Source organism: Rhizobium pantanalense (genome assembly GCF_030182525.1).
Classification (GTDB): Bacteria; Pseudomonadota; Alphaproteobacteria; order Rhizobiales; family Rhizobiaceae; genus Rhizobium.
Window position 1 is genome coordinate 150,660 of the sequence record NZ_JAQJCH010000007.1, and the last position, 19,888, is coordinate 170,547.

General features: G+C 61.2%; 20 protein-coding genes. 4 read left to right on the top strand and 16 right to left on the bottom strand.

Annotated features, from left to right (window positions below; genetic code table 11):
- Window positions 1-21 precede the first annotated feature (21 nt).
- The 11 genes from PH558_RS19700 to sdhC all read right to left on the bottom strand — a co-directional run bounded on the left by PH558_RS19700 (window position 22) and on the right by sdhC (window position 12,556).
- Window positions 22-3,006 carry a 2-oxoglutarate dehydrogenase E1 component gene (locus PH558_RS19700; RefSeq protein ID WP_285206119.1) on the bottom strand — a complete coding sequence of 995 codons (2,985 nt, stop codon included), beginning with the start codon at window positions 3,004-3,006 and terminating at the stop codon, window positions 22-24.
- A gap of 175 nt (window positions 3,007-3,181) precedes the next feature.
- Window positions 3,182-4,084, bottom strand: coding sequence for a succinate--CoA ligase subunit alpha (sucD, locus tag PH558_RS19705; RefSeq protein ID WP_106999258.1), 903 nt, complete (start codon window positions 4,082-4,084; stop codon window positions 3,182-3,184).
- 12 nt (window positions 4,085-4,096) lie between these two features.
- On the bottom strand, window positions 4,097-4,588 hold the full coding sequence (locus PH558_RS19710; protein WP_285206120.1) for a DUF1579 family protein: 492 nt from the start codon (window positions 4,586-4,588) through the stop codon (window positions 4,097-4,099).
- A 5-nt stretch (window positions 4,589-4,593) separates the two neighbouring features.
- The gene (gene sucC / locus PH558_RS19715; RefSeq protein WP_285206121.1) at window positions 4,594-5,787 is read right to left on the bottom strand and encodes an ADP-forming succinate--CoA ligase subunit beta; all 1,194 of its coding nucleotides are present in this window, start codon (window positions 5,785-5,787) and stop codon (window positions 4,594-4,596) included.
- A gap of 27 nt (window positions 5,788-5,814) precedes the next feature.
- Entirely contained in the window at window positions 5,815-6,777 is a 963-nt protein-coding gene (gene mdh, locus PH558_RS19720) for a malate dehydrogenase (RefSeq protein WP_069613384.1), read from the bottom strand.
- A gap of 180 nt (window positions 6,778-6,957) precedes the next feature.
- Entirely contained in the window at window positions 6,958-8,121 is a 1,164-nt protein-coding gene (gene zapE, locus PH558_RS19725) for a cell division protein ZapE (RefSeq protein ID WP_095432966.1), read from the bottom strand.
- 64 nt (window positions 8,122-8,185) lie between these two features.
- The gene (locus PH558_RS19730; protein WP_069613433.1) at window positions 8,186-8,713 is read right to left on the bottom strand and encodes a protease inhibitor Inh/omp19 family protein; all 528 of its coding nucleotides are present in this window, start codon (window positions 8,711-8,713) and stop codon (window positions 8,186-8,188) included.
- Between the two features lie 337 nt (window positions 8,714-9,050).
- Complete coding sequence (locus tag PH558_RS19735; protein ID WP_075853671.1) at window positions 9,051-9,830, bottom strand: succinate dehydrogenase iron-sulfur subunit; 780 nt, start codon at window positions 9,828-9,830, stop codon at window positions 9,051-9,053.
- A gap of 17 nt (window positions 9,831-9,847) precedes the next feature.
- A complete protein-coding gene (gene sdhA, locus PH558_RS19740; RefSeq protein WP_285206122.1) occupies window positions 9,848-11,704 on the bottom strand; it encodes a succinate dehydrogenase flavoprotein subunit in 1,857 nt (618 codons plus the stop codon).
- A gap of 7 nt (window positions 11,705-11,711) precedes the next feature.
- Window positions 11,712-12,092: a succinate dehydrogenase, hydrophobic membrane anchor protein gene (sdhD, locus tag PH558_RS19745; protein WP_095432968.1), complete on the bottom strand. Its 381-nt coding sequence runs from the start codon at window positions 12,090-12,092 to the stop codon at window positions 11,712-11,714.
- A 65-nt stretch (window positions 12,093-12,157) separates the two neighbouring features.
- Window positions 12,158-12,556, bottom strand: a complete 399-nt coding sequence (gene sdhC / locus PH558_RS19750; protein ID WP_095432969.1) for a succinate dehydrogenase, cytochrome b556 subunit — start codon at window positions 12,554-12,556, stop codon at window positions 12,158-12,160.
- A 300-nt stretch (window positions 12,557-12,856) separates the two neighbouring features.
- On the opposite strand from sdhC, the gene PH558_RS19755 reads away from it, so the two are divergent.
- Window positions 12,857-13,252, top strand: coding sequence for a hypothetical protein (locus PH558_RS19755; protein ID WP_095432970.1), 396 nt, complete (start codon window positions 12,857-12,859; stop codon window positions 13,250-13,252).
- A 6-nt stretch (window positions 13,253-13,258) separates the two neighbouring features.
- Here the strand turns inward: PH558_RS19755 and PH558_RS19760 are convergent, their stop codons facing one another.
- Genes PH558_RS19760 through tsaD form a run of 5 tightly spaced genes read right to left on the bottom strand, consistent with a single transcriptional unit; the run spans window position 13,259 to window position 16,765 of the window.
- Window positions 13,259-13,975, bottom strand: coding sequence for a class I SAM-dependent methyltransferase (locus tag PH558_RS19760; protein WP_285206123.1), 717 nt, complete (start codon window positions 13,973-13,975; stop codon window positions 13,259-13,261).
- A complete protein-coding gene (locus tag PH558_RS19765) occupies window positions 13,927-14,358 on the bottom strand; it encodes an EVE domain-containing protein (RefSeq protein ID WP_113407833.1) in 432 nt (143 codons plus the stop codon). The genes PH558_RS19760 and PH558_RS19765 overlap by 49 nt, the downstream gene beginning before the upstream one ends.
- A 3-nt stretch (window positions 14,359-14,361) precedes the next feature.
- A complete protein-coding gene (locus tag PH558_RS19770) occupies window positions 14,362-14,655 on the bottom strand; it encodes a YciI-like protein (protein WP_113407834.1) in 294 nt (97 codons plus the stop codon).
- Window positions 14,656-14,681: 26 nt separating this feature from the next.
- Window positions 14,682-15,671 (bottom strand): NAD(P)H-dependent glycerol-3-phosphate dehydrogenase, encoded by a 990-nt coding sequence (locus tag PH558_RS19775; RefSeq protein WP_095432974.1) that lies wholly within the window; start codon window positions 15,669-15,671, stop codon window positions 14,682-14,684.
- Window positions 15,668-16,765, bottom strand: coding sequence for a tRNA (adenosine(37)-N6)-threonylcarbamoyltransferase complex transferase subunit TsaD (gene tsaD / locus PH558_RS19780; protein ID WP_285206124.1), 1,098 nt, complete (start codon window positions 16,763-16,765; stop codon window positions 15,668-15,670). The genes PH558_RS19775 and tsaD overlap by 4 nt, the downstream gene beginning before the upstream one ends.
- 84 nt (window positions 16,766-16,849) lie before the next feature.
- Here tsaD and hemC point away from each other — a divergent pair, with 84 nt between their 5' ends.
- The 3 genes from hemC to PH558_RS19795 all read left to right on the top strand — a co-directional run bounded on the left by hemC (window position 16,850) and on the right by PH558_RS19795 (window position 19,875).
- Window positions 16,850-17,779, top strand: coding sequence for a hydroxymethylbilane synthase (hemC, locus tag PH558_RS19785; protein ID WP_285206125.1), 930 nt, complete (start codon window positions 16,850-16,852; stop codon window positions 17,777-17,779).
- A gap of 6 nt (window positions 17,780-17,785) precedes the next feature.
- Window positions 17,786-18,514: a uroporphyrinogen-III synthase gene (locus PH558_RS19790; protein WP_285206127.1), complete on the top strand. Its 729-nt coding sequence runs from the start codon at window positions 17,786-17,788 to the stop codon at window positions 18,512-18,514.
- An 80-nt stretch (window positions 18,515-18,594) separates the two neighbouring features.
- Window positions 18,595-19,875 carry a COG4223 family protein gene (locus PH558_RS19795; RefSeq protein WP_285206128.1) on the top strand — a complete coding sequence of 427 codons (1,281 nt, stop codon included), beginning with the start codon at window positions 18,595-18,597 and terminating at the stop codon, window positions 19,873-19,875.
- Window positions 19,876-19,888: the final 13 nt, after the last annotated feature.

A 19,888-nucleotide genomic window follows, 5' to 3' on the forward strand; every position in this document is an offset into this window, starting at 1 on the left:
ACCCGGTCATCGCGCAACCCCTCAACCGCCGAGCGCGTCCTCGAGGAACGCCGCAAGCTGCGACAGATGCTTGGACATCAGGCCCGTCGCCGGAGAGGCGGCAGCCGGACGGCCGGTGTAGCGAACGCGCTGGTACTTCGCATCGATATGGGCAAGCACCCATTCCAGATAGGGATCGATGAAGGACCATGCGCCCATGTTCTTTGGCTCTTCCTGGCACCAGACCATCTCCGCATTGCGGAAGCGGCTGAGCTCGTTGATGAGCGCCTTGGCCGGGAACGGATAGAGCTGTTCGATGCGCAGCAGGTAGATGTCGTCGATGCCGCGCTTCTCGCGCTCTTCCAGCAGATCGTAATAGACCTTGCCCGAGCAGATGACGACGCGACGGATCTTGTTGTCCTTCTGCAGCTTGATCGGGCTGTCCTTGATCAGTTCCGCATCATCCCAGAGTAGGCGATGGAAGGAGCTTTCGCCGGCCATCTCCGCAAGGGTCGATACAGCGCGCTTGTGGCGCAGCAGCGACTTCGGCGTCATCAGGATCAGCGGCTTGCGGAAGTCGCGCTTCAACTGACGGCGCAGAATGTGGAAGTAGTTCGCCGGCGTCGTGACGTTGGCGACCTGCATATTGTCTTCGGCGCAGAGCTGCAGATAGCGTTCCAGACGGGCCGAAGAATGTTCCGGACCCTGGCCTTCATAGCCATGCGGCAGCAGGCAGACGAGGCCGGACATGCGCAGCCACTTGCGTTCGCCCGACGAGATGAACTGGTCGAACACGACCTGTGCACCATTGGCGAAATCGCCGAACTGTGCTTCCCAGAGGGTCAGCGCATTCGGGCGGGCAAGGGAATAGCCGTATTCGAAGCCGAGAACCGCTTCTTCCGAGAGCATCGAGTTGATGACTTCGTAGCGAGCCTGCGTCGGCGAGAGATTGGCGAGCGGGATATAGCGCTCTTCGGTCTCCTGATCGTAGAGAACCGAATGACGCTGCGAGAAGGTGCCGCGTTCGCAATCCTGACCGGACAGGCGGATCTTGTGGCCTTCGACGACGAGCGAACCGAATGCCAAGGCTTCCGCCATGGCCCAATCGATGCCCTCGCCGGTCTGCACCATGTTCGCGCGGTTTTCCATGAAGCGCTGGATGGTGCGGTGCGCATGGAAGCCGGCGGGGATTTCCGACAGCTTGCGGCCGATTTCCTTCAGCGACTTCATCGGCACGGCGGTCTTGCCGCGGCGCTGCTCGTCGGCATTGTCTGCCGTGTGCAGGCCGGACCACTCACCGTCAAGCCAATCGGCCTTGTTCGGCTTGTAGGACTGGCCGGCCTCGAACTCCTGCTCGAGATGGGCGCGCCAGTCGGCCTTCATCTTCTCGACTTCGCCTTCGGTCAGCACGCCTTCGCTGATCAGCCGCTGGGAATAGATCTGCAGCACCGTCTTGTGGGCGCGGATGACCTTGTACATGTTCGGCTGCGTGAAGGACGGTTCATCGCCTTCATTGTGGCCGTAGCGGCGATAGCAGAAGAGGTCGACCACGACCGGCTTGTGGAACTTCATGCGGAATTCGGTCGCGATCTTGGCGGCATAAACAACCGCTTCCGGATCGTCGCCGTTGACGTGGAAGATCGGCGCTTCGATCATCTTGGCGACGTCGGACGGATAGGGCGACGAGCGCGAGAAGGCCGGATTGGTGGTGAAACCGATCTGGTTGTTGATGATGACGTGCATGGTGCCGGCTACACGGTGGCCGCGCAGACCGGAAAGGCCGAGGATTTCGGCAACGACGCCCTGGCCGGCGAAAGCCGCGTCACCATGGATGAGCAACGGCACGACCTTGGCGCGCTCGGACAGCGGGATGATGTCGCCATCCCACTGGGTAGCGCCCATGTCCTGCTTGGCGCGGGCCTTGCCCATGACGACCGGATTGACGATTTCCAGATGCGACGGGTTTGCCGTCAGCGAGACGTGCACCTTGGCACCGTCGAAATCGCGGTCCGAGGATGCACCGAGATGGTACTTCACGTCGCCCGAACCTTCGACTTCGTCAGGCGCATAGGAGCCGCCCTTGAACTCGTGGAAGATGGCGCGATGCGGCTTGCCCATGACCTGAGACAGCACGTTCAGACGGCCGCGGTGAGCCATGCCGAACACGGCTTCTCTCAGGCCGAGCTGGCTGCCGCTCTTGAGGATCTGCTCAAGTGCCGGGATCAGCGATTCACCACCGTCCAGGCCGAAGCGCTTGGTGCCCTTGAACTTGACGTCGAGGAACTGCTCATAGCCTTCGGCTTCGATGATCTTCTGCAGGATGGCCTTCTTGCGCTCGGGATTGAAGGCGATACCCTTGTCCGGACCTTCGATGCGTTCTTGAATCCATGCCTTTTCCTCCGGATTGGAGATGTGCATGAACTCGACGCCGAGGGTGGAGCAGTAGGTGCGCTCGAGGATCTCGATCATCTCGCGAATGGTTGCGAATTCGAGGCCGAGCACGTTGTCGATGAAGATCTTGCGGTCGAGGTCGGCCTCGGTGAAGCCGTAGGCTTCCGGCGACAGTTCCTTGTAGTCTTCGACCGGTGCGGCGATGCCGAGCGGATCGAGCTTGGCGTGCAGATGGCCGCGCATGCGATAGGCGCGGATCATCATGATAGCGCGGACGGAATCGCGCGTCGCCTGCAGCACGTCGGTCGCGCTCGCCGGCGCGCCGGCAGTTTCCGCCTTCGCCTTCAGCTTGGTTTCGATGACCTTTTCGACAACGCCCCAGTCGCCGTCGAGCGCCGAGACCAGATCGCCCTTCGGCTGGATCGGCCAGTTCTTGCGCTGCCAGGAGGCGCCCTTGGCCGCCTTCTTCACATCGTCGGGACTATCCTCGAGCGCCTTGAAGAAAGACCGCCACTCGTCGGAGACCGATGAAGGATCGTCCTCATAGCGCGCGTAGAGCTGCTCGATATAGGCAGCATTGGCGCCATCCAGGAACGAGGTGATCTGAAATTGCTCGTTGGCTTCTTGCCTTGCCATGGTGAATCTGCGGGCGCTCTCGCCCGTCTCCCAACTTGTTTGCATTGCCGGTTTTCGGGTCCCCGGCGACCGTATTTCGTCTGAGGCCATCAAGGCCGTCGGTATGCACTTGCGAATGTCGAAACCGGACGGGACAAGGCGACCACCGCCCCGTCCGGCCTTGCTATAGGTAGGCTCAGCCCTTCAGGACTTCCACCAGCGTCTTGCCGAGACGCGCCGGCGATGGCGACACGCGGATGCCTGCCGATTCCATCGCCGCGATCTTGTCTTCCGCGCCACCCTTGCCGCCGGAAATGACGGCGCCAGCATGGCCCATCGTGCGGCCGGGAGGTGCAGTGCGGCCGGCGATGAAGCCGACCATCGGCTTCTTGCGGCCCTTTTTGGCTTCGTCCTTGAGGAACTGTGCGGCATCTTCTTCTGCCGAACCGCCGATTTCGCCGATCATGATGATCGACTTGGTTTCGTCGTCGGCGAGGAACATTTCCAGGACGTCGATGAATTCGGTGCCCTTGACCGGATCGCCGCCGATGCCGACGGCCGTCGTCTGGCCGAGGCCTTCATTGGTGGTCTGGAACACGGCTTCATAGGTCAGCGTACCGGAACGCGAGAGAACACCGACGGAGCCCTTCTTGAAGATGGAGCCCGGCATGATGCCGATCTTGCATTCGTTCGGGGTCAGAACACCCGGGCAGTTCGGCCCGATCAGGCGCGACTTCGACTTGATGAGACGATCCTTGACCTTGACCATGTCGGCAACCGGAATGCCTTCCGTAATGCAGACGATCAGCGGGATCTCGGCTTCGATCGCTTCGAGGATTGCAGCCGCAGCGCCTGCCGGCGGAACGTAGATGACCGAAGCGTTGGCGCCGGTTGCTTCCTTGCCTTCGGCGACGGACTTGAAGATCGGCAGCTTTTCGCCCTTGGAGCCGGTCCAGGTTTCACCGCCCTTGGAAGGGTGGATACCGCCGACCATCTTCGTGCCGTGATAGGCAAGTGCCTGTTCAGTGTGGAAAGTGCCGGTCTTGCCGGTCAGGCCCTGAACCAGAACCTTGGTGTCTTTGTTGATGAGAATAGACATGCGAGGCCTTTGTTACGAGAGGTTGGAAGACGCGGAGGCAACGCGACGGTACAAGCCGCTGACGACCTCCTGCCATGTATCGCTGCCGGCGGGCGCAAAAGTGACGCCCATGCGGTAGCAGTCTTCATTTTCGAACTGAAAGAGAGTGCGCTGCTCGCCGCGCGGCGAGACCTTGGTCAGGACAAGCTTGTCGTCGATCCACTCGCCGGAGGCCGGCGCGGCGGGCGTAAAGCCCACCGTGTCGAACTGATAGAGCTTGTAGGCCTGATCCGCAGCGTCGAAGCCGAGAATGTTCCGGGCTTCGAACGATGTGGCGCCGTCCCGCATCTGGACATAACGCTGTTCGACGAAAAATCCGCCGAACAGACACTCGGCCGTGAGTTGCGCGGTTGCCGTGCCTTCCTTCGTCCAGGCCGAAGCCGCGACACGCTCTTCTCCCTCCCAGGTGCCGGCAAAGGCACCGAGGCGAAGATGAGCAGCCGTTGGAGCGAAGGAAGCAGCCATCCCGATCAGCCCTTGACTGCCTTCACGATCTTCTGGGCGGCATCGTCCAGGTCATCTGCGGAGATGACGTTGAGACCGGATTCGTTGATGATCTTCTTGCCGAGCTCGACATTGGTGCCCTCGAGGCGAACGACGAGCGGAACCTTCAGACCGACTTCCTTGACGGCTGCAAGCACGCCTTCGGCAATGACGTCGCACTTCATGATGCCGCCGAAGATGTTGACCAGAATGCCCTGGACAGCCGGATCGGCGGTGATGATCTTGAAGGCGGCCGTAACCTTTTCCTTGGTGGCGCCACCGCCGACATCGAGGAAGTTCGCCGGCTCAGCGCCGTAGAGCTTGATGATGTCCATGGTTGCCATGGCGAGACCGGCGCCGTTGACCATGCAGCCGATGTTGCCGTCGAGGGCGACATAGGCGAGGTCGTATTCGTGCGCCTGGATTTCCTTCTCGTCTTCTTCGGACGTGTCGCGCAGCGCGCGGATGTCTTCATGACGGAAGAGCGCGTTGCCATCGAAGGAAACCTTGGCGTCGAGAACGCGAAGGCGGCCATTGGTCATGACGATCAACGGGTTGACTTCGAGGAGCGCCATGTCCTTCTCGACGAAGGCCTTGTAGAGGATCGGGAAGAGCTTGGCAGCGTCTTCGCGGGCAGCACCCTCGAGCTTCAGCGCGTCGGAAAGAGCAGCCGTGTTGGCAGCCGTCACGCCCGTCGACGGGTCGATGGCGACGGTGATGATCTTTTCCGGCGTGTCGTGCGCAACGGTCTCGATGTCCATGCCGCCTTCGGTCGAAACGACGAAAGCAACCTGACCGACGGAACGGTCGACCAGGATCGAGAGATAGAGTTCGCGGTCGATGTCGGCGCCGTCTTCGATGTAGAGGCGGTTGACCTGCTTGCCGGCCGGGCCGGTCTGCTTGGTCACCAGCGTGTTGCCGAGCATGTCCTTGGCGTTGGCGACAACATCGTCAACGGACTTGGCGAGGCGAACGCCGCCCTTGGCGTCCGGGCCGAGTTCCTTGAACTTGCCCTTGCCGCGGCCGCCAGCGTGAATCTGGCTCTTCACGACGTAAAGCGGGCCCGGAAGCTGTTTGGCAGCGGCAGCGGCTTCATCGGCGGAGAAGATGGCAACGCCGTCCGCGACGGGTGCGCCATAGCTCTTCAACAGCGCCTTGGCCTGGTATTCATGAATGTTCATGGGTCTATCCCTGTTGGAAGGCGGAAATTACTTCAGCGACGGCGCGATCGTGGCGCAGGCTTCGCAAAGCCCCGCAACGGCTGCGACCGACTTGTCGAAGGCTTCCTTTTCGGCCTTGTTCAGATCGATCTCGATAACGCGCTCGATGCCGCCGGCACCGATAACGGTTGGAACGCCGACATACATGTCCTTGACGCCGTACTGGCCATCGAGGTGAGCGGCGCAGGGCAGGACGCGCTTCTTGTCCTTGAGGTAGGACTCGGCCATGGCGATAGCGGAGGCGGCTGGAGCGTAATAGGCAGAACCGGTCTTGAGCAGGCCGACGATCTCGGCGCCGCCGTCACGGGTGCGCTGGATGATTTCTTCGAGGCGCTCGGCGGTCAGCCAGCCCATGTTGACGAGGTCCGTCAGCGGGATGCCGGCAACGGTAGAGTAGCGGGCGAGCGGAACCATCGAGTCGCCGTGGCCGCCGAGAACGAAAGCCGTGACGTCTTCGACCGATACGTTGAATTCTTTGGCGAGGAAGAGGCGGAAGCGTGAGCTATCGAGCACGCCAGCCATGCCCACGACCTTGTTGGTCGGCAGGCCCGAGAATTTCTGCAGCGCCCAGACCATGGCGTCGAGCGGATTGGTGATGCAGATCACGAAAGCGTTCGGGGCATATTTCTTGATGCCGGCGCCGACCTGTTCCATGACCTTGAGGTTGATGCCGAGAAGGTCGTCGCGGCTCATACCCGGCTTGCGGGGAACGCCTGCGGTGACGATGCAGACGTCAGCGCCTTCGATCGCAGAATAGTCGCTGGCGCCCGTGAGATTGGCGTCGAAGCCTTCGACTGGAGAAGACTGGGCAATGTCGAGACCCTTGCCCTGAGGAATGCCGTCCGCGATGTCGAACAGGACGATGTCGCCCAGTTCCTTCAGGCCGGCGAGATGCGCCAGCGTGCCACCAATCATGCCAGAACCAATAAGTGCGATCTTGTTGCGCGCCATTTCGGTGTATCCTTTGCGATCAAAATCCGTGGCGGGACACCGTGACAGGCATCCACAATAGCCGCCAATCGCATAGACCCAAAGGCCGAAATTGGCAATTGATTATTTTGAGATCAGGAATTTCAATCGGTTAGATCGAAAAATTCTTACGTAAACGTAAGTTAACTTGTCACCGAAATGTTACTCGGCGGCGCGCCTGGCCGGAGTCTGAGCGAGATATTCGGCACTACGCATCTCGAAAAGCCGCGATGCCGTGCGGTCGAATTCGAAGCCTTCCGTCCCCCGCCGCTCCTCCAGCAGATCTTCAGGCATGGCAGCCGCGGAGACGTAGAGGCGGATATTATGGTCGTAAAGCGTGTCGATCAAAATGATGAAACGCTTCGTCTGGTTGCGCTTGTCCGGCCCGAGCTTCGGCACGCGATCGAGGAAGATCGTATCGAAACGTTCGGCGATGGCGAGGAAATCGGCAGGACCGAGCGGCGCGTCGCAGAGATCGGCGAAAGAAAAGCGTGCGATGCGGTCGACGGCAAGGGGCACATGGATGGAGCGCCCCTTCATCGGGATTTCCACCGGCTGCGCCTTGCGCCCGTGCAGCGCCTGCATCCAGGAGGCATCCATCGCCATGTCGGTGCGCTGGTCGAGCGGCGTCAGATAGACGGGCTGGCTGTTCAGCTTCTCCATGCGATAGTCCGTGGGTGAATCCAGCGTCACCACATCGACATGCTTCTTGAGCAGATCGATGAAGGGCAGGAAGAGACCACGATTGAGCCCATCGCGGTAGAGATTATCGGGTTCGACATTCGATGTGGCGATCAGCACGCAGCCGAGCGAAAACAGCTCCGAAAACAGCCGCGAGAGGATCATCGCATCGGCAATGTCGGTGACGGTGAATTCATCGAAGCACAGCAGCTCGGCTTCAGCATAGAGATCGGCGGCGACAGGCGGAATAGGATCGGCCTGCTTCGTCTCGCCATTCTTGAATTTCAGACGCTGCGTCGCGATGCGATTGTGCACATCGGTCATGAACTCGAAGAAATGCGCCCGGCGTTTCTTCTGGCAGGGCGCCATCGAGAAGAACATGTCCATCAACATGGTCTTGCCGCGCCCGACGCTGCCGTGAATATAGAGGCCCTTGATCGTCTCGACCGACTTCTTGCGCGCAGCAAACATCCAGCCGAGCGCGCTGGATTTTGCGGCGGGGCGCTTGCGCTTGAGCTCGGCAAGCACCCGGTCCAGCATTTTCGCCACATCCATCTGCGCCGAATCCACCTGAAGGGATCCGGACGCCGTCAGCGCCTTCAGCTGTTCGCAGACGCTGATCGAATAATCTGGCATGGGCTGCATGGGGAAATATCCGCCTGTGCAAAATAAGGGCGCACCCGAAGGGTACTGCCCTTCTCAAATAAGCTTATCGGCTGAGGCTGAGCGGCTGGCCGGAGGCAGTCGAACCGTCAAAACGCGAATCGGCCGTCTTGTAGACAGTACCGATCGTCGAACCGTCACGATTCTTCAGGAGAACCTGCTTGCCGGAGACTTCCCACGACCCCATCGAGGTGAGTTCACCCGCGCAGCCGCGCGTACCGCCACGTGAGCCGCTGCCAAGGTTGGTCAGTGTCAGGAACATATCGCAGCTCGATCCGCCATTGCTCACCTTCCAGCTGCCGACCATCGATTCCTTCGTGACATCCATAGCCGAAGCCGCCATCGCCTGCTGCTGCGCCGGATTGGCCGCATTCGGCGCGCTCGCCGGCGCCGCCGGGAATTGCGAGCCGTTACCGGCGCCGGGAGGCGGAAGCTGGCTGGATTGGACGGAAGGAACAGGCTGAGCCTGCAGTGGTGCCGGAGACGAATAACTGTCGTTATTGTATGCCGTGCGCTGGCAACCGGCAAGCGACAGGCCAATCGCCGCAGCCGTCACTGCATATCTAAACTGCATCATCACACTCCTAAATGATTGTCCACCGCTGACATCAACAAAGTGATATTTAATGATGTCCGAATTATCGTATTTCACTTTGGTTAATCAAGTCGATACCGCCACAAATTGCCGAAGGCCATAGCTGGACAAGAATCGGGTGGTTTCAAGGCTTAACCAGCTGCAACTCATCCAAAATGACTGCGAGCGGTCAATTCGGCTATTTCTCCAACGCCCGCCTCTGTTCGAATGCCCTCACAACGGCCGCATATCGCGGATCATCTGCGGGACATGCGGGCGCTTCGGCGAGCATGCCGAAGCATTTTGATTTTGCGGTTAAACGGCCGGAAACGGCGGGTCAGACCCGCCGCTCGACCATCATCTTCTTGATTTCGGCGATCGCTTTGGCCGGGTTCAGACCCTTCGGGCAGGTCTGGGCGCAGTTCATGATCGTATGGCAGCGATAGAGGCGGAAGGGATCCTCGAGATTGTCGAGGCGCTCACCCTTGGCTTCGTCTCTGGAGTCGATAAGCCAGCGATAGGCCTGCAGCAGAACGGCCGGGCCGAGATAGCGGTCGCCGTTCCACCAATAGCTCGGACAGGAAGTGGAGCAGCAGGCGCACAGGATGCACTCATAGAGGCCATCGAGCTTCAGACGGTCTTCATGGCTCTGCTTCCATTCCTTGGCAGGCGGCGGGGAAACCGTCTTCAGCCAGGGCTCGATCGAGCGGTGCTGGGCATAGAAGTTCGTCAGATCCGGCACGAGGTCCTTGACGACGGGCATGTGCGGCAGCGGATAGATCTTCACCGTACCCTTGATCTCGTCCAGACCCTTGGTGCAGGCGAGCGTGTTGGTGCCGTCGATGTTCATCGCGCAGGAGCCGCAAATGCCTTCGCGACAGGAACGGCGCAGCGTCAGCGTCGGGTCGATCTTGTTCTTGATGTAGAGCAGACCGTCGAGCACCATCGGGCCGCAATCGTCGACATCGATATAGTAGGTATCGATGCTCGGGTTCTGGCCGTCATCCGGGCTCCAGCGATAGACGCGGAATTCGCGCGTGTTCTTGGCACCGACCGGCTTCGGCCAGACCTTGCCTTCGCGCATCTGAGAGTTCTTGGGGAGAGCGAGTTCAACCATGGTCAGTTCCTCTCAGATCAATACACGCGTGCCTTCGGCTCGATCTTGTGCGGATCGATGCCTTCGGCGATCAGGTCGGTGTGAACCGGACGATAGTCGAGCTTCACGTCACCTGCCTCATTGACCCAGGCAAGCGTATGCTTGCGCCAGTTTTCGTCGTCACGGCCGGCGAACTTGCCCTCGGTATAGTCCTCGCGGGCATGCGAGCCACGGCTTTCCTTGCGGGCCTCGGCGCCGTAGATCGTCGTGATGGCGTTGGCCATAAGATTGTGCAGTTCCAGCGTTTCCACGAGGTCGGAATTCCAGATCAACGAGCGGTCGGTGACCTTGATATCGGGCAGTTCCTTCCAGATCCCCGAAAGGCGGCGGCGGCCGGATTCCAGCGATTCCTGGGTACGGAACACGGCGGCGTCTTCCTGCATGGCGCGCTGCATCTTCTCGCGCAGCGCTGCCGTCGGCGTCGAGCCGCTGGCGTGGCGCAAGCGATCGAAGCGCTCCATGATCTTGTCACAGGCCGCGACATTCACAGGCGGAACCGGGCTGTTGCGGTCGATGACCTGCCCGGCGCGGATGGCGGCGGCACGGCCAAAGACCACGAGGTCGATCAGCGAGTTCGAGCCGAGGCGATTGGCGCCATGCACCGACGCGCAGCCGGCTTCGCCGACGGCCATCAGGCCCGGCAGCACGCGTTCGGGATTGTTGCTGTCGGCGTTGAGCACTTCGCCCCAGTAGTTCGTCGGAATACCGCCCATATTGTAATGAACGGTCGGAAGCACGGGGATCGGATCGCGCGTGACATCGACGCCGGCGAAGATACGGGCGCTCTCGGAAATGCCGGGCAGGCGCTCGTGCAGCACGGCCGGATCGAGATGGTCGAGATGCAGGAAGATGTGATCCTTGTTCTTGCCGACGCCGCGACCCTCGCGGATCTCAAGCGTCATGCAGCGCGAAACGACGTCGCGCGAGGCAAGGTCCTTCGCCGAAGGAGCATAGCGCTCCATGAAACGCTCGCCCTCGGAATTGACGAGATAGCCACCTTCGCCGCGCGCGCCTTCGGTGATCAGGCAGCCCGAACCGTAGATGCCGGTCGGATGGAACTGCACGAATTCCATGTCCTGCAGCGGCAGGCCGGCGCGAGCCACCATGCCGCCGCCATCGCCGGTGCAGGTATGGGCAGAGGTCGCCGAGAAATAGGCGCGGCCGTAGCCGCCTGTCGCCAGCACCACCATCTTGGCGGCGAAGCGATGGATCGTGCCATCATCGAGGCACCAGGCAACGACGCCGGTGCAGCGGCTGCCATCATCGGACATGATGAGGTCGAGCGCGAAATATTCGATGAAGAATTCCGCATTGTTGCGCAGCGACTGGCCGTAGAGCGTATGCAGGATGGCGTGGCCCGTACGGTCGGCAGCGGCACAGGTGCGCTGCACCGGCGGTCCCTCACCAAAATTCTGCATGTGGCCGCCGAACGGGCGCTGATAGATCTTGCCTTCTTCGTTGCGCGAGAAGGGCACGCCATAGTGCTCGAGCTCGTAGACAGCCTTGGGCGCTTCCATCACCATGTACTGCATGGCATCGACATCGCCGAGCCAGTCGGAGCCCTTGACGGTATCGTAAAGGTGCCATTGCCAGCTGTCCGGCGTCATGTTCTGCAGCGAGGCGGCGATGCCGCCCTGGGCCGCGACGGTGTGCGAGCGGGTCGGGAAAACTTTGGTGATGCAGGCGGTGCGGAAACCCTGTTCGGCCATGCCGAGCGTGGCGCGTAGGCCGGCGCCGCCGGCACCGACGACGATCACGTCATAGGAGTGGTCGATATACTTGTAGGCTTTCCCGTTTTGAGCGGGCCCATTCTGAGCGGATGAGTTCGGTGCCATGATGCAATTATCCTACGAACGCGATCTTCAGAATGGCGAAAAGACAGAGCCCCGCCACGATGATCGCGAAGAACGTGTTGAGCATGAGAAGGACGATCTTGGCGAATTCGCCATGAACATAGTCCTCGATGATGACCTGCATGCCGATCTTCATATGAATGAGGGCGGAGATCACCATCAGGCCGAAGATGACGGCGACGATCGGGTTCGAGATCGCATGCACGACTTCAGCGTAGGGCGCGCCGGCATAGATCATCAGGAAGATGACGAAGAAGAGGAAAAGTGGAACGTTGGCAACGGCGGTCAGGCGCTGGCGCCAGAAATGATCGGTACCTTCCTTGGCGGAACCGAGACCGCGGACTTTGCCCAGAGGAGTGCGCATATCCATGAGAAATATCCTTTAAAGCATGATCCCGAAATGCGCCCAGGCGCTTCCGGGAGCGATCATGCCAATCAACCCAGCCGGATGATGATGCCGATGATCCAGACCAGCGCGGTCAGACAGATCGAGCCGATGAGCGTGAACTTGGCCATCTTCGTCGAGACGGCGGGATCGAAACCGTGCCCGAGATCCCAGATGAAATGACGAAAGCCACCCAGCATATGATGCAGCAGCGCCCAGGTGTAGCCGAGCAGGATGATACGGCCGATGATCGTACCCATGATCCAGTTGACCAGATCGAAATAGCCCTGACCCGTCGCCGCGGCGATCAGCCACCAGGCGACCAGCAGCGTGCCGAAGTAGAGCGCGCCGCCGGTGATGCGGTGGACGATCGACATGACCATGGTGGGAATGGGTTTGTAGATTTGCAGATGCGGCGACAGAGGCCGGTTTTGTGTGACGTTCGCCATCAGAACCTCGCGGCGTTACGATACGCTTAGAACCCGGATATCCGGGGCAACGCGCGCGGGGATGCGCAGTGTGCGTTGCATCATTGCGACCATTAATCACACAGACGGCCATCGACAAGCACAATTGATGCCTGCATCGAATTTAATCGATTCGGATCGCTCTGCACTTTAGCGAGCATGCAGAGAAGAGCCTCTCATTCCGGCCCATTTACCATTTCGGCAAGCCTGACATGGACTTCGCTGCTGTCTTCGGGCAATCTGCCGTTAAGATTTCATTAACGAACCGAAGCGGATCGAATCATGACCCCGCATCTTTTCAAGGCAGCAGCGCTCGTTTTAGCGGCAACCGCTCTTTCCTCGACGCCAACTTCGGCCGGCGACTATCGCCACTGGCACCATCACAACCGCTCCGGCATCGTGCGCCTCAACCAGATATCCCAACCGCAGAGTTCAGGGCAGCAACCCGCCCGGATCGTGATCATGGAACGACGCGATGCGGCAAGCGCCGGCAGCTATGCCGGTTCGGCCGACGTCTATCGGGCTGACGGCGGCACCTATGTTATCGGCTATGGCGGCTACAATCCTTATGCTCGGTCCGCTGTGGCGCAGCTGCGACCGAAGGCGAAGGTCATCGATGTCCGCTATGCCGGCAATCCCTGCTCATACGAAGCCGGCGTCTGCGTCATCCGGCACTGATGATTCTCAATCGGCGAGAAATCGCCAGACCGTCGTTTTCTTGACTTCGCTGTCCTCGAGCGCCCGCGTCACCGGCACTTGATAGGTCGCCTGCTCTTCCAGACGATCCTTGGGAAGATAGGCCCTGCCGGGATCGCCGACCAGAACGCCCTTGCCTTCACCGGCCAGTCGCCGCAGCCAGGGAACGAGCCCCGCTGCAAAGTCGCGATCGTAGAAAACGTCGCCGGCAAGAATAACGTCCGCATTCACGGCGCGACCGATGATGTCATCGCCAGAAAAATCGACGGTGACGCCGTTTTCAAGGGCATTGAGCCGGATCGCCGTGCCCGCCCAAGGATCGATATCGACCGCGAGCATATGGGCCGCACCCGCTCGCTTGGCGGCAATCGCGACAAGCCCGGAGCCGCTGGCAAAATCCAGCACCGTTTTGCCGGCAACGATCTCGGGATGATCGAGGATATAGCGCGCGAGACCCTGGCCGCCCGCCCAGGCAAAGGCCCAGAAGGGCGGCGGCAGGCCGATCTCTTCCAGCTCCTCTTCCGTCTTCAGCCAGAGCTCATGCGCCTCGCTTGCCAGATGCAGCCGGATTTCCGGCACATGCGGCGGCGCCATGAGGCTGGTATTGGCAAGGATGAAGCTTTCGGGATCGGTTTTCACAACACCTTTCAGCCGGATCAGACCGGCGGATTGTCCAAGCCGCCCATGCGGCAGACCTCGAGCCATTCCTCATCGGTCACCGGCTGCACGGAAAGCCGCATCGAGGTGACGAGCGACATTTGCGAAAGCTTCGGGTTGGCCTTGATGTCCTTCAGCGTCACCGGCTTCGGCATGTCGCGCACCGCGCGAATGTCGACGCACTCCCAGCGCGGATCGTCCTTGGCGGTCGAATCCGGATGCGCCAGCGCGCAGACCTCGACGATACCGACGACTTCGAGCCCGTCATTGGAATGATAGAAGAAGCCCTTGTCGCCGATCTGCATGGCCCGCATGTTGTTGCGGGCGAGATAATTGCGCACGCCGGTCCATTCGGTGCCTTTTGCTCCGGCATCCTTCTGCTGCTGCCAGGACCAGGAGGACGGCTCGGATTTATAAAGCCAATGCGCCATCTCTCATGCCTCCGGATTGTTGAAGACCCAGTTGAACGGCTTGATCTCGACGCTCTCGAACAGGCCGGCCTTCGTATAGGGATCGGCATCGGCAATCGCCTTGGCTGCCCCGGCACTCTCGGCCTTGACGACAACGAGACTACCGTTCGGCTTGCCGTCCGCATCCAGGAATGGACCGGCCATCTTCAACGTGCCCTCGGCATTGAGCTTGTTCAGATGCTCCAGATGCGCCGGACGCGTCTCCATGCGAACATTCAGGTGACCGGGCTTGTCCTTGCAGACAAAGGCGAAAAGCATTGCTTGCTCCTTCAAATATCCAGAAACTATTCCGTAGTGATCGGCCGCGTCATCAACTGCCCGATGGCGGTGGCTATGTCGAGCTTGCCGTCGATGATGGCGGACACCGCGTCGGTGATCGGCATGTCGACGCCGAGTTTGTGGGCCAGCCGCGCGGCAATGGAGGCCGCATAAGCGCCTTCAACCAGCGTGCCGTGCGTCGGATCCACCGTTTCTCCCCTGCCAAGGGCAATACCAAATCTGAGATTGCGCGATTGATGGCTTGTGGCCGTCAGCACGAGGTCGCCAAGACCCGACAGGCCGCGCACGGTTTCAGCCTTGCCGCCTTTGGCCGCGACGAAGCGTGACATCTCGGCAAGACCGCGGCTGATCAGCGCCGCCCGGGCGGAATCCCCGATGCCGCGGCCCTCGACGATACCGCAGGCAATCGCGAGAACATTCTTCAAGGCACCCCCGAGCTGCACGCCGATACGGTCATCCGAAGCGTAAAGGCGGAACGTCGGGCCGGAAATCGCCTGCGCAAGCCGTTCCGCCACCGCCATGTCTGCGGCAGCGATCGCCATGGCAGTCGGCAGGCCTTTGGCGATATCGGAGGCAAAGCCCGGCCCGGAGAGAACGGCGATGGCATGCTCCGGCAGTTCGCGCTCCAGCATTTCGGTCAGCAGATCGCCGGAAACCTTGTCGATACCCTTGGCGCAGGTGACGACGACGGCATCCTTGGTGAGATAAGGACCATAATGGCGGGCAGCATCGGCCTGCGCCTGCGAAGGCATGGCGAAGAGGACGATGCCGGCATCGGAAACGGCGTCCGCCTCGGCCGAAAACCGCAACGAATCCGGCAGCTCGATCCCGGGCAACACGGCATCATGCATGCGATCGGCGGCGAGATCCGCCATCAGACCGGCCTTGCGGCCGACGAGGGTGACGTCGCTGCGGCCGGTCAATGCGATGACGGCTGCGAGCGCCGTGCCGAAAGCGCCAGCGCCGATGACTGCGATCCGCTCGTTGCCGCTCATGCCTTTGCTCCCCGTTTGCCGTGCCCGAGCAGAGTTTCCGCCTTCTGATCCAGCGGCCAGCGCGAGCGCGGCTGCACATCGAGATCGTCAGGCGCCGCACCCGTCGCCATGCGCTCCAGTCCAGCCCAGGCGATCATGACGGCATTGTCCGTACACAGTCTCAATGGCGGCGCGATGAAACGGAAACCGTTGGCGTCGCAAAGCTCCTGCAGCGTGCGGCGCAGCTCGAGATTGGCGGCGACACCGCCGGCCACGACAAGCGACGGCTGTTCCGCCGTCTTCGGAAATTCCGTCTTGAAGCGCTGCAGGCCGCGGCCAATTCGGTCCTTCAGCGTGCGCGAGATCGCCTTCTGGAAGGAGGCACAGATATCGGCAATATCCTGCTCGGTGACAGGAGCAATCGCAGTGGCCGCCTGCCGCACCGCCGTTTTCAGGCCGGAAAAGGAAAAATCGAGGCGCGTCTCGCCGACCAGCGGCCGTGGCAGATCGAAACGGTCCGGATTGCCGTTTTTCGCGGCTGCTTCCACGGCAGGGCCGCCGGGATAGGGCAGTCCCAGAAGTTTGGCCGTTTTGTCGAAGGCTTCGCCGAGCGCATCGTCGATCGTCGTACCCCAGCGCTCGTATTCACCAACACCGCGCACCAGGATCAGCTGGGTATGGCCGCCGGAAACGAGCAGCATGAGGTAGGGAAAGGCAAGTCCGTCTGTCAGCCGTGCCGTCAGGGCATGGCCTTCCAGATGGTTGATGGCGTATAATGGCTTGCCTGTCGCGCGCGAGATCGCCTTGCCGGTCATCAGCCCGACGAGCAGGCCGCCGATGAGGCCCGGGCCGGACGTGGCGGCAATGGCATCGACGTCCGAGAGCGACACATTGGCGCGTTTCAATGCTTCGTCGATCAGCGTATCGAGCGCCTCGACATGCGCACGCGCAGCAATTTCCGGCACGACGCCGCCATAGGCGCTATGCTCGTCCAATTGACTGAGGACGACATCGGAACAGACCATGGGCGTGCCGTCATCCCGGCGCTCGACAATGGCCGCAGCGGTTTCGTCGCAGCTTGTTTCGATGCCGAGAATACGAAGAACGGGTGTCATGGAGAAAGTTCGTTGCCTACAGGTCGATTGCGGTAAAGCGGAAATATGGTTACGGGAACTGTCGGTAACAACGGATCAAAGCGGATGCAAACAAAACCTTTCCGGATCGGCACGCGCGGCAGCCCGCTGGCGCTCGCCCAGGCGCGAGAAGCGCGCGACCGCCTGATGGCGGCCCATGGCCTTCCGGAGGAGATGTTCGAAATCGTCGTTCTCACCACCAAGGGCGACCGCATCACCGACCGCTCGCTTGCGGCAATCGGCGGCAAGGGCCTGTTCACGGAAGAGCTGGAAGAAAAGCTGACCTCGGGCGAGCTCGACTTCGCCGTGCACTCGGCCAAGGACATGGCGACGAAACTGCCGCACGGCCTGGCGCTCACCGCTTATCTGCCGCGCGAAGATATCCGCGATTCCGTTATCGGCCGCACCGCGCCGAAATTGATCGAGCTGCCGCATGGTGCAACAGTCGGCTCTGCGTCGCTGCGTCGGCAGGCGCTGATCCGCCGTCTGCGCCCTGATATCAATGTCATCACATTCCGCGGCTCCGTCCAGACGCGTCTGCGCAAGCTGGAAGAGGGGCAGGCCGACGCGACCTTGCTAGCGCTTGCCGGCCTGAAGCGGCTCGGGATGGTCGAGGTCATCACCGATATTCTCGACCCGGACGAATTCCCTCCAGCACCCGCACAAGGCGCAATCGCCATTGAGAGCCGCATCGATGATATCAGGATGAATGACCTGCTCGCTGCCGTCAATGACGGGCCGACCTTCGACGCCGTATCCTGTGAACGTGCCTTCCTGGCGGCGCTCGACGGTTCCTGTCGCACGCCGATAGCCGGCTACGCAATTTGCGAAGGCGATCATCTGCGCTTCTTCGGCATGATCCTCACCCCTGATGGCCGCCAAGTGCACACGACCACCATCGAGGGCCACCGCCGCGATGCCGAGGCGCTCGGAATCAATGCCGGCCAGGCGATCCGCGCCGAAGCGGGCAGCACCTTCTTCGAAGATTGGACCTGACAAAGAATGCGCGTCATCGTCACCCGCCCTCGGCATTCGGGTGAGCGCACCATGCGGCGGCTGGCGCAGATGGGACACGAACCCCTGCTGCTGCCGCTGGCCGAACCTGTCCACGATGTCGAGGAAGCAAGACGAGCGCTCCTTGCCACGCAGGGCGCCGTCGCCGTCACGAGCGCCGAGGCGATCCGGGCGCTTTCGCTGTTGCGTTCCGATCTTGCGCCTCACCTTGGTCGCCGCCTCTTTGCCGTGGGACAGGCGACAGCCAAAGAAGCGGCTGATCTCGGATTCAGCAATATCGCCATATCCGAAGGCGGCGGCACAGAGCTTGCCGCCATGATCTCCAGCCATCCTTCAGGCCTGACCGACGGGCCCCTCCTCTATCTTGCGGGTTCTCCGCGAGCGGTTGGCTTCCAAGCCGGACTGGCTGAGCGACACCTGTCTTTCCTGACCGTCGAATGCTACCGGATGCAGAATATCGTCCCCGACGACAACATCCTTCGCCGGCTTTTCGCCGACACCCGGGCGGACGCCGTACTGCTCTATTCCCACGAGACGGCGAAACGCTTTTTCAGCTTGCCATTCGTTCGGCATAACCCCGACATCTTTGCCGAAACACGATTTCTCTGCCTAAGCGAAACCATCGCCAGCGCAGTTCCGGAGCCGATGCGATCCCATGTCGATATTGCCGACATGCCGAATGAAGACCGGCTTATGGCGCTTCTGATCCACGCGTAAGGCCGCAATTTTGATGTAAGGCCTTTCCATAATCGCCTTGTCTGTCTAACTTCGTTGCAGCGCATGATAAAGAGGACCTCATGGTATCGCGAAAAACGCCTAACCATTCGAAGCCCAACGACGAACCGGTCACGATCGATCTGGAAGCCGAAAAAACTGCGCAGGACGCAGCTCCCGAAGATTTGACTGAGCGCAGCCATGGCGAGCTTGGTGGCTCCTCGGCTGATGAAGTGGAAATGCCACTGGAAGCGGAGAAGGAGCCATTTCGCGAAGAAGCTCAGGAGTCGATCTTCGGCGCCGCACCGCATGAGCCGCAAGCGGCCGCTGCGCAGCAGGCCGATCCTCCGCCGTCCCATGCCGACCATCCGCCTCATACCGAGCGCCCGCCGTCGCGCGAGGGTTCGACATCAGGCCTTATCGCGGCCGGCATCACCGGCGGCCTGATCGCCCTCATCTGCGCCGGCGCCTTGCAATATGCGGGCTTCCTGCCTAGCGGTCGTACAGGCAAGGACAACTCAACCGAGATCGCCGCACTGAATGCGGAGATCGACGGTCTCAAGCAGAGCGTCGCCAATCTCGCCGCCGCGCCAGCTGCAAAGCCGGACGAAGCACTGACGGCCCGCGTCGCAGCACTTGAGGCGAGCGCTGCCAACGGCGCTTCGGTAAATGGCTCGGGCGGCATCGCAAATCCCGCCTCCGACCAGAAGATCGCTTCGCTCACCAGCGAGGTGGAGCAGCTGAAATCGGATCTCAGCAAGGCAACGCAGAGCCAGGCAACCTCAGATGCCGAAGTCAACAAGCGTCTTGACGATGCCGAAAAGAAGCTGAGCGGACCGAGCCAGGAAAGCGCGGTCGCCCGCGCCATCGCAGCTGCAGCGTTGAAGGCGGCAATCGACCGCGGCGGTCCCTTCCAGCCCGAGCTCGACACCTTTGCCAATGTTGCGCCGGACGATCCAGCGGTCGCCGATCTCAAGAATTTCGCCCAGACCGGCGTGCCCTCCCGCGCCGACCTGATCCGCCAGGTTTCCGATGTCGCGACCGCAATCGTCGCCACCGCGCAGACCGACGATCCGAACCAGAGCTGGAGCAGCCGGCTGATGTCGGGAGCGAAATCGCTGGTGCAGGTCCGCGCCGTCGGCAATGTGCCCGGCGACAGCATCGATGCCATCGCCGCGCGTTTCGAGGACAAGGTCAGGAACGGCGATCTGCCAGGCGCGGTGACCGAGTGGAACAGCCTGCCCGATGCCGGAAAATCCGCATCGGCCGCCTTCAAGCAGTCGCTGGAAGCCCGCATCCGCGTCGAGGATCTGGTAAGCGATGCCTTGTCGAAGGCGATCGCCAATACTGGGAAACAGAACTAAGGACGGAGTGTAG